Origin of the sequence: Bradyrhizobium sp. CCBAU 65884 (genome assembly GCF_028128835.1) — a bacterium.
In the GTDB taxonomy this organism is placed as follows: Bacteria; Pseudomonadota; Alphaproteobacteria; order Rhizobiales; family Xanthobacteraceae; genus Bradyrhizobium; species Bradyrhizobium ottawaense.
Genome location: NZ_LBJU01000105.1, coordinates 58321 through 77594, shown reverse-complemented (window position 1 = coordinate 77594; position 19274 = coordinate 58321). Strand labels below are relative to the sequence as shown.

Here is a 19274-nt window from a genome sequence, read left to right as displayed (position 1 = left end):
GATCATCGGAAGGCCTGCCGGACCCTCCCAGGTTAGGCGCCCGATCAGCGCGGATTTGGCACTTTGATGCGGCCCCTCTTCTTGGGGCCGCCTTTTCTTTGCGGCGCGAAGGGGCGCTGCGCGCTGTGCATATCGCCTGGAAGGGGTAGGAAGATACGGGAGATAATCAATAGTTTAATACCGAGAGAGCGAATCGGCCGGTAAATACACGGCATCCGTGCAGCGAGCAGTTGGTCGAGTATACTGCAGTGCATGGCGGGGGGAGAATCATTGATGTCGGCCAATAAGAAGGTCAACATTCGGCCGGGTGTGAGCGTTTTGTCGGTGCTGAGGCACCTTAACTACAGCCCGTGGTTCGCATTGGCGGAATTCGTCGACAACTCGCTTCAGAGCTATGTCGAGAACAAGAAAAAGATTCACGAGCTCCACGGATCGGCCTGGAAGCTCAAGGTCTCGATTGACGTTGATACTTCACATCCAGGAAGAATCACAATCCGTGACAACGCAGGAGGCATCGCGAACCAAGCTTTTCCCCGCGCATTCCGTCCTGCAATGATCCCGCCCGATCGCACGGGCCTCTCTGAATTTGGCATGGGAATGAAGAGCGCGGCATGTTGGTTTGCTCCCAGATGGCAGGTCCGCACTAAGGCCCTTGGAGAGCCCGTCGAGCGGACCGTGCGGTTCGATATTGCAATGATCGTGCGTGATGAGTTGGAGGAGCTCGACATCGATGAGAGGCCGGCGGCGGTAAACGAGCACTTCACGGAGGTAGCTCTCGATGACTTGCACCACATTCCCGTGGGACGAACTCTAGGGAAGATCAAAGAGCATTTGGCGGATATCTATCGAGTATTCCTCCGCGACGGAACTCTCGACCTCCGCTTCAACACTGAAAGCCTGTCGTATGAGGAGCCGCCTGTGCTGACGGCCCCCTTTTATAAGGACCCCGACGGGCCGGATGAGGTGTGGCGGAAGGAGATCGAGTTCGAACTCGGCGATGGAATGTCCGTCAGGGGTTTTGCGGCGCTACGAGATCCGGGGAATTATGCCCGGTCCGGATTTTCCTTATTCCGACGAGGACGACTCATACAGGGCAGCGGCGAGGACGGCTATCGGCCGCCGCTATTGTTCGGAACGTCCGGCAGCAGCAGCTATGCTCGATTGCGCCTGTTCGGCGAGCTGCACTTGGAAGGATTCGAGGTCAGCCACACCAAAGACGGGTTTCGTTGGGACGAGAACGAAGAGCCTTTCCTAGAACTCCTCAAGGAATACATCGATAAAGATGAGCTTCCACTGTTGAGGCAGTGCGAACATTACCGCTCCTTAGCTTCCAAGAAGGACCGGGTAAAGGCTGCGGCCCAAGGACTTTCGCAGGCTGGAGACGCGATCGCTGCGTCGATATCCGAGGTATTGCCGCGGGTTGCGGACCAGCCTCTCGCGGAGACCCAGACCACTCCATTGATAGCGCAGCCGACGCTAGCCATGCGGGAATTGCGGTTCAATTTCCGGGGGGCGCCATGGCTCATCCGGATCGAGCTCTCCGATGATCCGGCTGAGTCTGACTGGCTCTCTATAAGTGACCGGGGGAATAGTCACGACCAGGAACCGGATACAATTGATATCCGGGTTTCGATGGCTCATCCGTTCATGGTGGCATTCGCTCAGACGGATCCGGAGAGCATCGATGCGCTGCTGCGCATTGCCGCTGCTCTCGCTCTTGGCGAGAAGCTCGCTCGGATGTCGGGCGTCAAGTCAACTGGCACGCTGAGACGAAATATGAATCAGATACTGCGGGAGGGGCTGTCGCAGCCATAATGCATATGGATAGCAATTCGAACATCGTCGTGACCGCTGCAGGACTATTGCTTAAGCCGGGCATGAAGTGGCTACCTCTCGAAGGTGAAGAGGCCGCTGGTGTCGCCGAGCGCAGCAAGCTCAGTCGCGAGGCACAGAATAAGCTCATTCAATCGTCGGCCGAGATATTGGGAAAGGGTATCGACCCAAGGAGCGCGCAAGGCACCGCGACCGGATTGGTGGTGGGCTATGTGCAAAGCGGCAAGACGCTTTCCTTTACGACGGCGATAGGTCTTGCGCGAGATAACGGCTTTCCAATAGTTATCGTCATTGCCGGCAACAAGGATAATCTGCTCACGCAATCTCACGATCGGCTTGCCAGGGACCTCGACGTCGACGGCGGCGAGGGACTGCCAGCGTGGAAAATGGAAAAGAATCCCCGAGGGCAGGATGCCCAATACGAGCAGCTAATCCGACAGGCTATCGATAACTGGCAGGATCCCACTCGCGATCCCGACGAGAAGTCGACCCTTCTCCTGACGGTTCTCAAGCAGAACCAGCGGCTCGCCTCGCTGACGGCACTCTTCAGACGGATGAACCTTCAAAACGTCCCGGCGTTGCTGATTGACGACGAGGCCGATCAGGCAAGCCTTAACACGAAAGTTCAGCGTGGAGAGGAGAGCACAACGTATCAGCGGCTGCGCGAGCTGCGTGCTGCGCTGCCATGCCATACATTCCTGCAGTACACGGCGACGCCGCAGGCGCCGCTTCTGATCAATATTGCGGATAACTTGTCGCCCGATTTCGTGCATGTGCTTGAGCCTGGCGAAGGATACGTAGGCGGTGCGGCGTTCTTCGCCCCGAACAGCCCATATATCGAGGTGATCCCTCCAGGCGATCTACTGCAAGCGAATGCGATGCCAACCGAGCCGCCGGAAAGCCTGCTCGAGGCCATGCGGGTATTTTACGTCGGTCTGGCTGCGACGCTGATATCCAAGCCGGGCCGCCGCTCGATGCTGATTCATCCCGCTCGTGAGAGGGCGGCCCATCAGATCGCTGCCGCATGGGCTACCGCTGCGAAGGACGAATGGGCCAATGCTCTTGGAGCGGACGAGCGCGATCCTGATCGCCAGGATGTCATCAGGGATTTTAGGGACGCATACGAAGAGCTCCAGACCACCGAGAATAATCTTCCGAGCTTCGACGAAATAATCCAGAAGCTGCCACGCGCGCTCCGCAACACGACAGTGATCGAGTTCAATACTCGCGGAAGGCCCAAAACCCCGGAAATCAACTGGAGACATGCCGAGGGTTGGATACTGGTCGGCGGGCAGGCTGTAGACCGCGGATTTACCGTGGACTCGCTGACGGTTACGTACATGCCCAGAGGGATGGGCATGGGCAACGCGGACACGCTTCAGCAACGAGCGCGATTCTTCGGCTATGCAGGGGCGCGAGGGTATTTTGGTCTCTGCCGCGTGTATTTAGAGCAAGCGATGAGAACCTCTTATGAGGACTACGTCCAGCATGAGGAACTCATGCGCAAGGAGTTGAAGCGAGTGGCGGATTTGGGCGGCGATCTTCGCACGTGGCGACGCCGTTTTATCCTCGACCCTGCGCTCAATCCCTGCAGAAGGTCTGTAATCTCCGATCCATACACGCGGAACAGCCTCGGCGGCGGGTGGACCAGGCAGCGGGGAACCAATCCGAGCGCGCGCGACGCGAACATGAGGATCTTGGACGCGCTGTTGAGCGGCCTCGATCTGGTGGAAGACACCAGCTACCCCGGAATTTCGCCCTCGCAGCAGCACAAGGTCGCCGCCAATGTGCCCCTGCAGCAAATATTTGACACGCTCGTCGATTACCAATTCGAAGATCCAAGGGATACGGCCAGCTTCACCGGATTGTTGATCACGTTGGCGGAGGGACTGCGCCAGGACCCCGACGCAACGGCAGCGGTGTATCGCATGCGCCCGGACGCGCCTCTTGGAACACGCAAGGTAAAAGACGATAGCGGCGAGATCGACAACTTCCAGCAGGGTCGTACTGCCACGGTTCGAGGAACGACCTATCCGGGCGACCAATTCTTTGCCGCTTCGGACAAGGTCTCTTTCCAGATCCACGTCTACGACCTGACTCTCAATGACCAGCCCTTCGCACCGAGAGTCCCCCTGATCACCGTGAACGTACCACCAGCGCTCGCCGCTGACTGGCTCGTGCAGGTGCAGCGGGGGCAGCAAGCCACCTCATGACCGGGCACCTTGAAGAGTTACTGAAGGTGATTGGCGCTCCTTCGGGAGACAATGAGTTCAATGTCAGGCGACTAGAGAATGGATCGGCGTTCTATGCCGGTCGCGACAATCGTGGCAACGCCGCCGTTTTGATCGAAACGTCCGACAGCGGCAGGACTGTGCCACTGCGGCTCGCCGGCATCGAGGCAACGTTTTCGATGCCGTACACGATCGTGGAGCAAGGAAAGGCCTCGACCAACAAAACACTGACTGCAATAGTGTGCACGATCCGAGATGACGATGTAGTCGGTTATTTCGCCAATTTAATGGAATCGGTGCTGCCATTCATTGGCAGAAACCCCTCAACGAGCAAGGTGGCCGATACTGTTCGGCAGCTCGTCGAACTATTTCAGAAGCTTCGTGCCCCGGCGCGACGCTCTTTAGTCGGTCTCGTTGGTGAATTGAGCGTGATTGAAATTGCCCGCGATGTAGCGCTTGCGGTGAAATCATGGAGATCTGATCCTCAGGAGCGTTTCGATTTTGCGATCGGCAAGCTGCGTTTGGATGTGAAGGCGTCGAGCAATCGCCAAAGAGTGCATGAAATCTCATTCGAGCAAGCGAACCCACCGAGCGGCGCGACCGGCCTGATAGCGTCAGTCTGGGTTGAGCCGTTGGCGGGTGGCATATCGCTCGCAGATTTGCTGCGCTCAATTGAGGAGAAGATCGCGGAACAACCGGACGGCATCCTCCGGCTTCGATCCGTTGTCGCGAGCACGCTAGGCGACTCGCTGCCTCAGGCGATGCTATGGCGGTTCGATGGCCAGCTCGCCCGAAGCTCCATGCGCTACTTCGATGCGAGCATCATTCCGGCGATCCGACCGCCTCTTCCTCCAAACGTCTCGTCGGCACGTTTCGTGTCTGATCTAAGCGGTTGCGATCCGGTGAGCGCAAGCACTTTCAGGCAAACCATTGCAGCGGAAGAGCAAGGGCTCCTTCCGTAATACGTTTTCCTGACGCTTATCAGTCTGCCAACTCCAGTGTTCGCAGTTTTGCACGAGGTCCGAGCGAAGGCCCCGGGTGGTCGGCGTGAGCGCCCTTGAGAGACATATAGCTGGCGCGGACGGGCTCTGCCGCGTGTTGCGGAGGAATACCGCGCCGTCTGGGCGGCAGGAGCTTGAGCTTTTTGCTGCGCATGGGCGAATCCAGCAGCTGGCGCCTGATCTCGCGGGCCAGAACCTCCGCCAAAAGCGACGGTACGGCATTTCCTACCATGCGTTGGACCTGCGCTCGGTCGCAGTCGAATTTGAAATCGTCAGGAAATGTCTGTAGGCGTGCAAGCTCTCTCGCTGACAGCTTCCTGCTCGACCAATGGAAGGGCCCGGTTGCCGGTCCCGGTTGAGCCTGGATAGTCCAGGACGGCTTGTCCTTGGCGAGCTTCAGAAGGAAGCTCCAGTAGCGCGTACGCCACCCGAACAGCGGCATTCCGCCGCCGCGCGGCGTGTGCCAAAGATAGTTTTGTCCTTCGGGAATGCTGGGCAGAAGGCCCGCCCATTTTCCAGTGAGCTGAAGATCTGGATTGTCGGGAAGAGCCGCCAAGTCTCCGAGAGCATCCCATGTCGTATGGAAGGGCTTTATGCCGGCTGGCAACTCTTGAAGACTTCCATCTGCATGCGTTGGCTCAGGAAATTTGAACTCGCGACCGTCGCGGCTGGCAATTATGAATACTCGTTCGCGACGTTGGGGGACCCCGAAGCTCGCGGCGTCGAGCACGGTCCAGGAGGGAACGTAGTTTGTCTTGGCCTCTCGATTGATCTTCTTGATGCCGTTTAGGATGCGCTTGAGACCCTCGCTCTTCCCGTCATATGCAAGGCCGTACACATTCTCCAGGAGGATTGCCTTCGGTTTCGTGTCACGGACGACGCGTAGATATTCGTTGAGTGTCCCGGCGTTGGGATCTTTGAGCCTCGGAGCATCGCCATTGGCCCAGTATCCGCTCTTGGAGAACGGCTGACATGGAGGACCGCCGATAAGCACGTCGGCTTCTCCCGACTTCAGGGCGGCCGTCTTTAGGATGCGTTGCGAGCTTATCGCGGCAACGTCACCCTCGATGACCGGCCAGCGCCGATTGCTTCGGAGCGTCTCGCAACATATGGGATCGATCTCCACTGCGACGCATGTTTTGAAGCCCGCAGCCTCAAAGCCGAGATCGAGCCCCCCGGCTCCCGTAAACAGGCTAATAGCTTTGAGCATATGAATACGCCGTAGACGTAGTGTATCAGATTTCGAATCGCTGCTCCTATTCACTAAAGCACAACGCGATTCTTGCAAAGTGCCCCGAGGTCCTGCCCGGCCGCCCGCGATTAGTTACTGGCAGTTTTTCGGTAAGACGACTCCGGTTCATCTCAGAAAGCGAACGAGCCGCCTTGTGACGGTTTCTAGATTGGAAAGTTCGCATTCCCAGACGGTCAGGAGGCGCCATCCAATTGCAGCGAGTTCCTGGGCGTTGCGGGCGTCGCGCGCCCTGTTTCGATCGAACTTGGGGCCCCAGTATTCGGGTTTCGACCTCGGCACCTTCCTGCCTGCCGGACATTCATGGCGGTGCCAAAAGCAGCCGTGAACCAGGATCACTTTCTTTCTGCCTGGGAAGACTATGTCAGGGCACCCTGGCAAGTCGCGCCGATGAAGCCGATAGCGAAACCCCTTGGCATGCAGAAGTTTGCGGACCACGAGTTCCGGCTTCGTGTCCACTTTCCTAATTCGCGCCATGCGCTCCGAGAGGCTGAGCGTCTGGCGCCCGTGTTTCCTGTTCGGTCGGAGGTTCGTTCGCAATCTTCGTCAAAGTTGTTGCTCGACGTCTTTCAGTGTCACACGGCAGCGCCTCGCTGCCCATCCGGCGGGGATACACATGCCGGCCTCGTCAAACACAATGTCAATGATAGAGTTGCAAGCGACGCCGCGCATTTGGAAATGGTCTCCGAAGACTGTCAATCCGGCACGTTCTCCCGTCTACCACCCGTCATACTTGGGGTTAGATTAGAGCGATGACTACTTCAAATGAAGAGCAGTTTTCAGAAGAAGGAGTTCGAAATGTCCTCGAGTTTTTGGACGGACTACGACGAGTGCATGCGCGCCTCTTAGCTGAAGGTTACGTGATCCGCGATGGTCGCCTGATCGGCCCCGACGAAAACTCTGATGCAGAGTGTTACAATAGACGCAACTGACTATGGATATCAGCGACGCATACAAACAACGCTATGTCATTTACAACCGCAAGAGCACAGATGATGCAGAGAATCAACGAAACTCGCTGACCTATCAGCGACAGCGCAATATTGAATTCGCGACCAGGCAAAACCTACCTCTCGCGACTGCACTGACTATCCAAGGATTTTGCACTAATGGGATCATCGATGAGAGCCACTCTGGCTTTAAGGAGGAGGACGAGTTCGAGATTAGATCCGACGGCCGCGTCCAATATCGTGTGCTTCGGCCAAAGTTTTTGAAGCTGGCAGAGCTTCTAAAAAATGGAACCATTAGGGGTGCCATTTTCCTTTGTTGGGATCGAGCAAGTCGCAATCCACATGACGATCTTATAATCAAGAAGTTAACGCGCGCTGGTTGTGATATCCGCTTTGCGGAAGCAAGTTATGACAGCACAAGCGCTGGCGAGCTGCACAGGGACATCGACGGAGTATTTGCGGCCCACTACTCCCGCAGCATAAGCGAGAAGGTCAAGAACGCGCAGAAGAAGCTGCGGGCAGAACGACGCTGCATCTATAGTGCGCCGGTCGGGTATTTGGACAGAGGGTCTGATAGTAAGCCGCTCGATCCCGAGCGAGCGCCCGTAGTGAAACGAATTTTCGAGCTATATGCCGGTGGAGATTGGAGCATTCGGCAGCTTGCCAAATGGGCGCAAACCCAAGGGCTCACCAAGAAGCCGATCCGTCGCAAGCGGACAAAGCAGGAAATAGCTAACAACGTTGATGTGTCGTCGCTACCGAAGATCTCTCGACCGGTAGACCACAAGTCGATCGAGTACATACTCGCCAATCCTTTCTACATCGGCAAAGTGAAGATAGGCGACAATTACGAAATCAGTGCGGCTCACCAACCACTAATCGATACAGCTCTCTTCTTTCGAGTACAGAAGCTGCTCAAGAAGAGGAACGTATCTGTTCATTACATTGATAAGCTAGCCTACACATATCGAGAGCTGGTTCGGTGCGAATGTGGACGCGTCTACACCCCATACGTCAAAAAAGGGATCGTCTACTATCGAAGTCGATGCAAGTCGGGATGCACAAACAAAGCTCCAAACCTGAAGGAAGTTGAGATTTCAGCGGCCGTCCAGCGAGTGATGGACGAGATATACCTGTCGGACGAGGAACTCTCCGAGATTGAGCTCAGAGCCAAAAGTGAGCTTGGGGAGCTATCGAGAAGACGGGAAGGCACATTGAACGACCTGCATGGCAGACAGCGCTGTATTATTGCCGACCTGGACTACATAACGGAAAACAAGATCTCTCTTCTCCGCACGGGCGCAATGAATCCTGACACCATCCTCGCTGAACAGAACCGATTGGAAGCAAAATTGGCAGTGGTCAATGAGGAAATCAAAATCTACGCCGAAAGCGCCTCTGACATGCTCGAGTTCGTGCTTACGTTCTCCGAGGCTGTCAAGAATGCCGGGTTGTACTTTGACCGCGCGCTCGATAGTGAGAAACGAGACATCACGGCAATGATCTTTTCCGAACTTGTATTCAAGGATCGTCAGCTTGTGGCATATCAAGCGAAGGATGGCTTTGGGGCTCTACTTAGCCGCGTTTCCGTTTTCAATGGCGATCTGCCCTCACTGGAAGGCGTGATAAACCATCCTAAATTGGCTATCGGGCTCCCCGGTTCACCCCTTTTCCGAACTATCGAGAGTGTCTACGTTCAGGCACAAAAGAGCATGGACCGAATCAGACGTCTCCAGTTCTTGCATAGGCAAGCTGCCTGATTTCTCCGCGCGCTCTCTTTCCGCTTCTGGTTACCAGAGTGTCTGTTGTTTGAGTGGCCGGCGCTCCGCCCGCATCGCGCGCCTTTCCGGCTGATCGGCTGGATGAGCTGCTAACGGCGCTCATCCTTTCGCTTCGACTTTCACATTGGTTTGGAACGAACGCTATGTAAAGTTCATGCGCGCGGCGGAGCGTACGGTGTTACCCATACCTATTTTGCACTTGTGTACTCTGCAGTGGGCTTGCATCTAACTCTCGACGGACGCGGACGAAATTCCGCCTTGCAGGAGATGATTTTATTGTCGAGTGAGAGCGCTTTGTCACCGAACTGGATCATGGTCGGAGTCGCGAAGTCAGATCTACTCCCGTGCTGAGGCCCCCGTTCAGCACCGCCCGAAGATGCTTCGCGGCGGGGCACCCGAAGTGACGGGCGTCGGCGGAATTGGCAACTGCCTTTTGGCGGCGCTGCCGCCAGCCGACTTCGATCTGCTGGCTCCCGCGTTGGAGACGGTTGCGCTCGCTCAGGACGAGGTGATCTCGCGAGAGGGTGACCGAGTCGACTATATCTTGTTTCCTCATAGTGGTGCCATCTCGCTGATGGTCGACTTTGCGGACGGCGAGACCGTTGCTACCGCAATAGTCGGGCGCGAAGGAGCGATAGGCACTCTTTCCGTGTTTGGGCCGGCGCCTTCGGCGCTCACCGCAATCGTCCGTGCGGAAGGCATCGCCTCGCGGATCCCGTCACTGCGATTTCATGCCGCATTTGGCCGCAGCCCCGCGATCCGGCACGCTATCCACGTTCACCTCAGGGCGATGCTGGTCCAGCTTCAACGCGGCGGAGCCTGCAATGCGCGGCATGCGGTACAGGCACGGATGGCGCGCTGGCTTCTCCACATTCGCGACCGCATGGACGACAATGTCCTCCCGCTCACCCAGGAGGCGCTGTCGCAAATACTCGGTGTGCGACGAACGACGGTAACGTTACTGATGCGCAACCTGCGCGCGTCCGGAGCGATTAGATCTGAGCGACGCGGGCACATAGAGATCGACCGACTAAAGCTCGCGGCAGCGGCGTGCGAATGCCACGGCACCATGCGTCGCGAAGTTGAGGAGATCTTCTCGATGAATACGACCCGTCCTTTCGTCGCGGTGCCGTCGAATGGAGCAGGCGTGAGCGATTGAACTTGGAGAGTACTGAGGTTCCGCGAGACTGTTTATCTTATCTTAGATCGCAATCAGAAGGGTTGACTTGTTCGATCTGCGGCACCGAACAACTTCCGGCGTAACAAAGACGCACTCCATACAAAATAGCGGGCGGCACTTTTTGAGTAATCGTTCGGCGTAGGCCGCAGCGTCACCGCCCGCGCGCTCTCTTTCCGCTTCCGGTTACCAGAGTGTCTGTTGTTTGAGTGGCCGGCGCTCTGCTTTTCCTTCTCTTGGTTTCTCTGCGTCTGTGTTGGCGTTTACTTCGTCAATCGACTTCTTCAACTCAAGCAGCATTTTTTTGAGCCAATCCATCGATGTCTCGAGAGCCGTAAATCTGCCGTTCGAGTACCAAGCCATCGCGACCAGGGCGCTGAGAAGCCCGATGAAATATTCCCAGCCTATGTGAATGATTATGCCTTCCATACCTACACCTTAAATGCGGGAGGTGTGCTGGCCAAGGCTCGTGAACGTGCCTGACAGATTCAGCGTCCAGCCTCGTCGAACTCGACCAGGGCGACAACAATTCGAGGCATGAACAATGACGCTATCCGCACGGTGACGAACGAGCACCGACATGTCAGACCAACAGTCTCCGATGTGCTCGAAGATGGCACCCTCGTCGAATTGGTATATCGAACGGAGAATCGCACTACGTTGTTTGCGACGTCGCTAGGGGGACGCTGGACGTTAGCTCGGCACGTAGACGTGCCAGGCCGTCATCGACTGGTTCCGTTCTCGCCCGACAACAATCTCATCAAGAACGAAGTTGTCCTACTCCCATCGGAGCCACGCTCCTATGGAGGCGAGCAAGAGCTCGTCTCTGAAGTCATCGATTTCATTCATCGCTATGCCGATCTCAGCTCGACGTTCGAGCAGGTCGCTGGTCATTACGTGCTGCTAAGCTGGGTCTATGACGCCTTCAATGACTTGCCGTACCTTCGACTTCGTGGCGATTTCGGGACAGGGAAAACGCGTTCGCTCCTCACGATTGGTTCGCTCTGCTATAAGCCATTCTTCGCAAGCGGTGCCTCGACTGTCTCGCCAATCTTCCACACGCTCGATGCTTTCCGCGGAACGCTTATCTTCGATGAGGCGGATTTCCGCTTTAGCGACGAGCGATCCGATATCGTCAAGATCCTCAACAATGGCAATGTGCGCGGCATGCCGGTTTTGCGCACCGTCATGAACCGCCAACGGGAGTTCAACCCGCAGGCATTTCACGTCTTTGGACCGAAGATCGTTGCGACGCGCGGTCGCTACGAAGATAGGGCGCTGGAGAGCCGCTTCATTACCGAAGAAACCGGAGCGCGGCCGCTGCGCAGTGACATTCCGATCAACCTGCCGCCTGCCTTCAAGCACGACGCGCGCGAGCTGCGAAACAAGTTACTCCTTTACCGTTTTCATCGACGACACGAAGTCACACTCGACCCGTCTCTCGTCGACGCAACATTGGAGCCGCGGATCAATCAAATCATGCTGCCGCTCCTCAGCGTCGTTAACGATCGCCGCCTCCAGGCCGAGTTACGAAGCGCTGGAAAGCGCGCTCAGGACGCGATCATTGCCGAGCGCGGTCTCCTGATGGAAGCTCAGGTGCTAGAGGTTCTCATTGAACAGATGTTGTCTTCCAGTAGAAGCGTAGTCCCGGTGGCCGATGTTACGACCGGCATGATCCGACGCTATGGTGCCGAGTATGAACGGCCGCTGACCAACCGGTGGATCGGAAGCATCTTGCGTAAGAAGCTCAATCTTCTGACCTTTAAATCCCACGGGGTGTACGTGGTGCCTATGGCCGAGCGGGAGAAGGCAGAGATGTTGTGTCAAAGGTATGGTGTGAGCGTCACGATGGACGCCACTTCAAAGGAGGGAGATGGGGATGTGGGGACTTCTGGCGCTTCCTAAGTGCACCCGAGAGGCTCTGACGGGTCTCGCAAAATGTGCGAGGGAAGTGCTGGCATTCAGCTCATTGATCCGCTCTCTCACGTCCCCGAGTCCCCATCTCCACCGCATTTTCATGTCCAGTTTGGCATCATCTCTGAAGCCACGATAGATACAATGGGGGACGCAGTTTTGTATTTCGGTGCCAACTCGGCACTTTTTCGTGTCTCGAACGAGACCGCTTTCAACGGGATTATTGGTGCGTGCCTGTCATCTTGCTGGCCGGCCGCACTATATGCAGTACCGACACCAATCATACGTTCGTCCGCATCGTCGTCGCTGGGGACTTACCCAGCAGGAACTCGCATTCCTCATTGGCGTAAAGAGCCGAACCGCTGTCTCTCGAATCGAGGCATCGAAGCGAAGGCCAAGTCTCGATGCGGTGTTCATTTGCATGTTGATCTTCAATATGCCGGCATTGGAGCTATTTCCGGGGCTCATGTCGGAACTACGCGCGACCATACGAGCCCGCGCCAACGAGCTGTACGAAGAGCTCCAAGGTGATCCGTCCAACACCACGCGCCTGAAGCTCGATTTCCTCGAACGACTGCTGGAGCGAGTTGAAACGAAGCGCGTTGCGCCAGAAATATGAACCAGCGTTGCCGATACACGCTGGTGCTTTCCATTTACGTAAACACCCGAGGCTTCGCGTTCATTCTATTTGAGGGATATCTATCGCCCTTCGATTGGGGAATACGCGAGGCCCGCGGACCCCGCAAATGCGAAATATGCCTGTCCCGCATCGCGGAACTGGTCGACCGATACGCTCCTGACGCTCTCGTGATCCAGGACACCTCCGAGCAGGGTACCGAACGTGCCCGCTGGATTGTTCGTCTCAATGCTCGCATTTCTGCGCTCGGCAAGGATCGTAGCATTCGCGTTTTTGCATATTCGCGCGATCAGGTCCGAGCCGGATTCGAGAGCTACGGCTGCGCAAACAAGCAGAGCCTTGCCGAGGTGATCGCGAAGCAGATTCCGGCATTGGAGCAATACATTCCGCCACCGCGCAAGCCTTGGATGAGCGAAGATCGCCGGATGGGCCTGTTCGACGCCGCAGGATTGGGGCTCTTATTCTTCCGGCAGGTAAGCCAGGGTACCGCCGGACTCGGAGAGTAAAAGCGGGGCCAAGCACGAGCGGCAACGGTGCGAAGGGAGATTTCCCAGCCCAGCATCTCCGAATAAGGAAGCGCCTGCCAGCAGCTTGTCTTTTTAGGCAGCCGCAGATCTAAGAATATCTCAGACGATCATAAGGTGATTGGGGAAAATGGACATCAGTAGGACGTTCGACGGGTCTTCGCTGGCTTGGCACGTAAAGGAGAAGTCGCAGAGCGTTGCAGATTTGCAACCCGCACTGCCGTTCGAGGTAGTAAGCTGGTCGTTCAGAATGACTGAAACATATTTCGTGCTTACTTCGATGAAATCAGCGGGGACGAAAAATGTTTGATGTTTATCGCAATGGGAAGCGTGACTTGCTCGTTCTGGGCACAGGCTCCGCGATACCCGGGGCTTGTTCTACAAATAGGTGGCGCAAGAGCAGAAGACGAATTCTCAAGGTAAGCGAAGAGATTAGGTCAACCGTCCAACGGCAAGGATATTACGTCCGTACCTTGCGTGTCACGAAAAGGGAGTGATTTTGTTCGGGCGCACGGACGGAGTGGTTTTTGCAATCTCACGGCATCACCACCACCCAACCGGTATGCCCTCGCTTTTCCGGGTGTCGACCGCTACTTGCCTAAGCGGCAGCCGGCGTCCGGCCATTTCCCGAGCCAACGTTTGCCGAATTTCGATAGCGTTCTCGACGCAACTCTCATTCGGCAATACCATCTGCTCGCAACGCATAACGGTTTGTCAATTGCTTTGGCCTAAAGTCTTGAACAAGGACATTCTACGGAAGACGTGGTCATGGTCGCGATGGCCCAGCCGACTTAGCCTGTCCGGATGTTCTCGCGTATAGCTGTATTTTCGTCATTTCTTTTCTTCGATTACTTTCGGCACAGCACGTCACAATGGCCGACCCGCATAGAGATTTGCGATGATGTCGTCAGTGCTAGAATTTCGCCAGCCTCGCAAGCTGAAGTCTCAGAGAAGCTCCTCGAGCCAGAAACTGCCTGACATTTTGGCGAACGTCGCCGCCCTGTTGTCGCAAGTTCAAGCGCTCGACATTCAAACAACAGATGACATCCGTCAGGCTATCTTCCTTCTTGAGCTCGCGAATGGCTGCATGCGATTGATTGTGGGGCAGATAACACTGAATGAAACAACCAGAACGACCTTACTGGCTCAGTCAGCGAGGATCGATTCGCTCATTGCAGAGACGCGCAGTGAGGCGGCGCATTTATTTCGAGGAACCGATTTGAGATTGGTGATTCCAGATGATGGGAAACAATCGGAAGGCGCACCGTGTTCGGTTTGAACATAAGCATACGGTCAGCATCATGGGTGTCGATGGGACGTGGCGGCGAAGCTGCATTCTTGTCGACGCCTCTGCAAGCGGCGCCAAGCTTGAGGTCGAGGGCTCAACAGACCCGCTGAAAGCACAGGAATTCTTCTTGGTACTGTCCTCCACCGGTCTGGCATTTCGGCGCTGCGAACTGATTTGGGTGGATGGGTCTCACGTCGGTGTTCAGTTCGTCGCAGCAAAGACAAAGGGTAAAGCGAACGCAGAGAAACGTCTCGCCGGTTCACAATGAGGCGGGTTCGGACGATCGCTCAGGCGACTGACAAGCTTGTTTTCGGCACCCGCTTCAAGATGAGCGAGCTTGGGGTCATTCAGTTCCCAGAGTTAGCCAACAAGACTGGAAGGGTCGTCGAAATCAGTATTCGCACGGCTGGCATAACGGTGCTGTTCGATGATGCTGCCAGACCGACTGTCTTAGACCGAAGCTATATAGCTCTTATGTCGGAGTAACCGTAGTTGGCGATCCCTCTCTGAGTTGTGCAGATTGCGTCCAACATGAAAACACCAAAGCCAAAGCAATGGGCCGAGCAGGAGCTTCGACGATTGGTCAGGCTCGCCCGACGGGGAGTTGGTGCATCGAAGATCGGCGCCGAACTAGGCCGCCACGCCGGCTCGGTGAGGCGTATGGCACAAGCAATGGGAATAGTGGTGAAGAAGTGACGCACTGCGAAGACTCTTCGCGGCCCGCCTTGCCGGGCGCATTTGTCCCTGCAGGCTTGCAACGCCACCGCGCGGACACTGGCTTCGGTAGGTAGGTCAGTATTCTTCTAAGCCCGCCAGCTCGGACGCTTGGAATGGAAGAAGCGTCCCGCTGCGAAAAATTTGTTGCATTTCGATTCAAGCGCATCAAACTAAAGTTGGTCGCAATTGAGCGGCCGACAGCTGCCCACAAAACGGCGGTGTACCGAGTTCGCCGTTATTTTCAACTGGCAGCTTCGATGCCATCGGCAGGCACCTAGAGCGGAAATTCCTGAGTGTGATTGGCTCGCCCACTGACGTGTGGGCTTAGAGCTACGATTGTTATTTCCATAGTTGCGGCGCTCGCAATGTTGGCGCGAACCGCAAAGTTCTAAAAGGGGCCCCCTAATGCGCAAAGTATTTCTTGCGGTCTTCGCAATCATCATCGCTGGAGTGAGTGTCGGCCCAACCTGGGCTCAGCAAGGCGCGTGGTGCGAGGCAAACTGCAAAGCACTCTGCACCAAGATTTGGGGGAGCGCCGGCGCAGCAAGCTGCTTCGCGCAGATCCCTTGCTCTAACTACGTTGGGAAAGCTTGCGCGTCTGCGAGTGTCGTGAACGCGCGCTACACGCTCTATTGTCACAACAATCCAGGAAAAGGTAATTGCCGGTAACGAGGCAATCGCATTGCGAGAGTCTCGGCGACCCACGAATTGAAACAATCGGAGCAGGCCAAAAGACAATCAGACGGCGCGGTTCGCCCTTCAACATGCTCGGCTATCTCTGCCGTCGGTCCGAATAGCTGGAGTGACACATGACAGTAATTCATTGGAAGTCTGGTATTGGCGGCAATTTCGACGACGCATCAAAATGGAGCACCGCAACGGTGCCGGGTTCATTGGATGATGCGCTCATTGACGCCAGTGGAACATACACCGTCGAAAGCTTGACCGCTCGGACAGTGCACAGTTTGACGATGGCCATCGGAGCCAGCTTGGAAATCGGAATCGGTGATTTTACCTTGGACTTTTTCGGAGCCGACACGAACAACGGGACCATTAACGTATATTCCCATCTGACAGTCTTCGGCGCTTTGGACAATACAGGCGTCATCCATTGTTTTGGGGCCCCAATACCGAATGTTCCCCCGCATCCACTAGCTTATTTTCAGCCCACCGGCACCAGCACCAACTCGGGCACGATTGAGGCAATCAATGATGCCGAGATCTCTTTCAATATCAGCCCTGTCAACGGTCCTGTGTCATTCACCAACTATGGGATCATCGAGGCAAATGGCGGAAGCATCATCACGATTGGCGGTAATTTTGGCGCGACGTCGTCATTCACAAACATAGGGACAATCGAAGCGCTCGGCCAAGGGTCTATCGTCGATCTTTTCTCAACGAGCGGCACCATCACAAATTCAGGTCATCTCGTAGCCGATGGAGGCACTATTCAAATTAACAATCCGAACTCCGTCAGCGGTTCGGGTACCGCGGAGATCAGAAATGGCGGCACTCTCTTCATTGGCACGTCGTTCGCGGAAAACACGACCTTTGACCCCGGAGCAAATGGGACTCTCCAACTTGCATATGGTGCCGCATTTACGGGCTCTTTGTCTGGATTCACAACCGGCGATCGGATTGATTTCTCCGGTTTGCCATACAGTGGCAGCACGCTGACCTTTGATCCGACGAAAGACATATTGACCGTTTCCAACGGAGGCTACGCTCTCACAATCCATTTATCTGGTTCATACGTCGCCAGCGGGTTTCAGGTCTCCGCCGATGCGTCCGGCTCTGCTCAGGTGACCTATACACCGGCCGGCCAGCCACCCATGGTATCAGGTCCGATAGTATCAAGTAAGTCAGAGGACGACGCTGCGTACACCCTTGATTTGTTGCAATTCGCGTCAGATCCTGACCACGATGTTCTCCATGTGGCGAACGTTACAGGTCTCGCGAAGGGCGTGACGCTGGACGGCGACACACTACACGTGGACCCAAACGCCTACGATTCACTCGCGGTTGGCGAGCACGCCACGATCAATGTCAACTACAACATCGTCGATGGAAACAGTGGGTCGGTCCCGCAGACCGCGACCATCACGATCAACGGCGAGAACGATGCACCCGTCACGCTCACGACGCTTGCTTCGGTGCCGCTTGGTTCAGCTATCGAAGGGCGGGCGTATTACGATCCTGACATCACCAATATCCTGCAAATCACAGCGCTATCCTTCGAAAAACAAACCGTTGTTGGTGAGCCAGGCGAATCCCTGGTGATTCAAGGAAAATATGGAACATTTCTGCTGAGCTCGGAGGGACACTATACATATTGGACCGATCCTCACGCGTCGATCCAATCCCAGATGAGTGACAGCTTTAGTTGGACCGTCACGGACGGATACAGCACCACGCAATCGAGCCTGAGGATAAATGTCACACCCTCCGCCGTGCAATTCACGCCAGTGCTGGTTGGCAATCCGATAGATTCGACCCAAATCTCGCAAGGTAATCTTACGCACGAAACTCACAAGGGGCACTTGAGTTGGGCCTACGATTTTTTGGCTCCCAAAAACACCGACGTGTCAGCCGTAGCAGATGGCACCGTAGTATTCGTCCAAGATGACCTATCCGAAACTGCGGGAGCATACTGGTCTGGTTACGGGAATATCGTCACGATCGCGAGTTACGTCGATGGACAGATGTTCTACACTACGTATGCTCACCTCGCGACCGGTTCAGCTGGCGCCCTCGCCGCAGGAGACGTCGTGACCGAAGGTCAAGTGATAGCTAAATCGGGCGACACCGGAACCTTATACAAGGGAGGTCTTCACCCTCACCTGCACATTCAGTTCGGAACTGAGCTCTATTCGGGCACTTTGAACAATACAACTGCCGGAAAAGGCCTCATTGCGGATGGCCTAAATGATCAGATTTGGCCGGCATACTTTGAGAAATTGGATATCAACTTCAATTTCAACGGAAACGACGGCAGCAAGGAGTATAAAGGCACGCCTGGCAGAGATGTGTTTACGGCAAATAACAAGGGCGACACGATCTATGGATATGGCGGGGACGATCTCTTAATAGCAGGAGCTGGCGCCGACAGATTTGTATTTAACAAATATTCAACGGGCGACACCACGATCGAGAATTTCGAGGCAGGAAAGGACCACATCGTACTGCGAGACAATATTCGAGTGGCCGACCTAGCCACAACGTCAGCCGGCACCGTATTAGATTTGAGTATCGGAGGGACGATCTTGCTTGACCACGTCACTAACTATGCCGATTGGCACCTACTGTTCTGATTGATATTTCCCATATCTCCAAACGCTATGCCCCTTTTTTAGGACGAGCTCAGTGCCCTCACGAGCAAGCGTTAGTGAAAAGTACCAAGGAGTTCCTATGCCAACGTCTTCTCTCAGTAGGAGACCGTTTGTGGGGAACGCAGTTTCGTTGTCGATGGCACGCCCCTCAATTTCCTGCGATGAAGCTAAAATAACTGTCCATGTTCCTGTTGTATCATCTGCCCAATGACGCGTTCCTGTTGCTTCAAAATCTGAACTCTCACCCGAATCATAGATATCGGTAAGGCCGTTTGAAGTTTCGCGAAAAGTGCCGTCGTCCCTAAATTCGAGGGTATGGACTTCAGTTTTGCTTGGGCTATCAGCCTGCAACCATGTGCCGAGTAGTCGATTGGACGTCTCTGCAGTGGGCGAGGCGGCGGAGTAGCCATTTCTCGTCGTTGTCGCTCCCACGTTCGCTCGCGCTGGCACCACCTCTGTAGAAGCATCAGTCCGATTTTGCGCCGACGTATCGGCATCGCGTATTAGAACACCAGGGCTCACGGCGACCCCGCAAATTATCAAAACGATGCCCATCAGGACTACGGCAATCAACACGGTAAACGGTCTCATCGTTGCAATCCTAGCACCACATGCCGTTGGGGTTGACACTCATGTGGGGATA

At 55.6% G+C, this 19274-nt stretch carries 16 protein-coding genes; 12 read left to right on the top strand and 4 right to left on the bottom strand.

From position 1 onward, the window contains the following. Positions 1 to 273: 273 nt before the first annotated feature. Genes XI03_RS11805 through XI03_RS11795 form a run of 3 tightly spaced genes read left to right on the top strand, consistent with a single transcriptional unit; the run spans position 274 to position 5026 of the window. Entirely contained in the window at positions 274 to 1815 is a 1542-nt protein-coding gene (locus XI03_RS11805; protein ID WP_271592236.1) for an ATP-binding protein, read from the top strand. A 5-nt stretch (positions 1816 to 1820) separates the two neighbouring features. Then, positions 1821 to 4046, top strand: coding sequence for a Z1 domain-containing protein (locus tag XI03_RS11800; RefSeq protein ID WP_271592235.1), 2226 nt, complete (start codon positions 1821 to 1823; stop codon positions 4044 to 4046). Continuing rightward, positions 4043 to 5026: a PD-(D/E)XK motif protein gene (locus tag XI03_RS11795; protein WP_271592234.1), complete on the top strand. Its 984-nt coding sequence runs from the start codon at positions 4043 to 4045 to the stop codon at positions 5024 to 5026. Before XI03_RS11800 ends, XI03_RS11795 begins: the two co-directional genes overlap by 4 nt. A gap of 19 nt (positions 5027 to 5045) precedes the next feature. Here XI03_RS11795 and XI03_RS11790 read toward each other — a convergent pair whose 3' ends face one another. After that, entirely contained in the window at positions 5046 to 6275 is a 1230-nt protein-coding gene (locus XI03_RS11790) for a DNA cytosine methyltransferase (RefSeq protein ID WP_271592233.1), read from the bottom strand. Positions 6276 to 6422: 147 nt separating this feature from the next. Beyond that, positions 6423 to 6791 carry a very short patch repair endonuclease gene (locus XI03_RS11785; protein ID WP_271592232.1) on the bottom strand — a complete coding sequence of 123 codons (369 nt, stop codon included), beginning with the start codon at positions 6789 to 6791 and terminating at the stop codon, positions 6423 to 6425. Between the two features lie 457 nt (positions 6792 to 7248). Here XI03_RS11785 and XI03_RS11780 point away from each other — a divergent pair, with 457 nt between their 5' ends. After that, complete coding sequence (locus XI03_RS11780) at positions 7249 to 9024, top strand: recombinase family protein (protein WP_271592231.1); 1776 nt, start codon at positions 7249 to 7251, stop codon at positions 9022 to 9024. A 421-nt stretch (positions 9025 to 9445) separates the two neighbouring features. Further along, entirely contained in the window at positions 9446 to 10204 is a 759-nt protein-coding gene (locus tag XI03_RS11775) for a Crp/Fnr family transcriptional regulator (protein WP_271592230.1), read from the top strand. Positions 10205 to 10408: 204 nt separating this feature from the next. On the opposite strand, the gene XI03_RS11770 is transcribed toward XI03_RS11775, so the two are convergent. Continuing rightward, on the bottom strand, positions 10409 to 10651 hold the full coding sequence (locus tag XI03_RS11770; protein WP_271592229.1) for a hypothetical protein: 243 nt from the start codon (positions 10649 to 10651) through the stop codon (positions 10409 to 10411). A gap of 108 nt (positions 10652 to 10759) precedes the next feature. Between XI03_RS11770 and XI03_RS11765 the strand changes: the two genes are divergently transcribed. From XI03_RS11765 to XI03_RS11735, 7 genes are all read left to right on the top strand, one after another. Further along, a complete protein-coding gene (locus XI03_RS11765; RefSeq protein WP_271592228.1) occupies positions 10760 to 12127 on the top strand; it encodes a hypothetical protein in 1368 nt (455 codons plus the stop codon). A 271-nt stretch (positions 12128 to 12398) separates the two neighbouring features. Next, positions 12399 to 12755 (top strand): helix-turn-helix transcriptional regulator, encoded by a 357-nt coding sequence (locus tag XI03_RS11760; protein WP_271592227.1) that lies wholly within the window; start codon positions 12399 to 12401, stop codon positions 12753 to 12755. 188 nt (positions 12756 to 12943) lie between these two features. Beyond that, positions 12944 to 13279 (top strand): hypothetical protein, encoded by a 336-nt coding sequence (locus XI03_RS11755; protein WP_271592226.1) that lies wholly within the window; start codon positions 12944 to 12946, stop codon positions 13277 to 13279. 320 nt (positions 13280 to 13599) lie between these two features. Further along, complete coding sequence (locus tag XI03_RS11750; protein ID WP_271592225.1) at positions 13600 to 13794, top strand: hypothetical protein; 195 nt, start codon at positions 13600 to 13602, stop codon at positions 13792 to 13794. 401 nt (positions 13795 to 14195) lie between these two features. After that, positions 14196 to 14576: a hypothetical protein gene (locus XI03_RS11745; RefSeq protein WP_271592248.1), complete on the top strand. Its 381-nt coding sequence runs from the start codon at positions 14196 to 14198 to the stop codon at positions 14574 to 14576. Next, a complete protein-coding gene (locus XI03_RS11740) occupies positions 14536 to 14853 on the top strand; it encodes a PilZ domain-containing protein (RefSeq protein WP_271592224.1) in 318 nt (105 codons plus the stop codon). The genes XI03_RS11745 and XI03_RS11740 overlap by 41 nt, the downstream gene beginning before the upstream one ends. A gap of 1258 nt (positions 14854 to 16111) precedes the next feature. Continuing rightward, a complete protein-coding gene (locus tag XI03_RS11735) occupies positions 16112 to 18613 on the top strand; it encodes a peptidoglycan DD-metalloendopeptidase family protein (protein ID WP_271592223.1) in 2502 nt (833 codons plus the stop codon). On the opposite strand, the gene XI03_RS11730 is transcribed toward XI03_RS11735, so the two are convergent. Beyond that, on the bottom strand, positions 18602 to 19222 hold the full coding sequence (locus XI03_RS11730; RefSeq protein WP_271592222.1) for a hypothetical protein: 621 nt from the start codon (positions 19220 to 19222) through the stop codon (positions 18602 to 18604). The genes XI03_RS11735 and XI03_RS11730 overlap by 12 nt on opposite strands. Positions 19223 to 19274 lie beyond the last annotated feature (52 nt).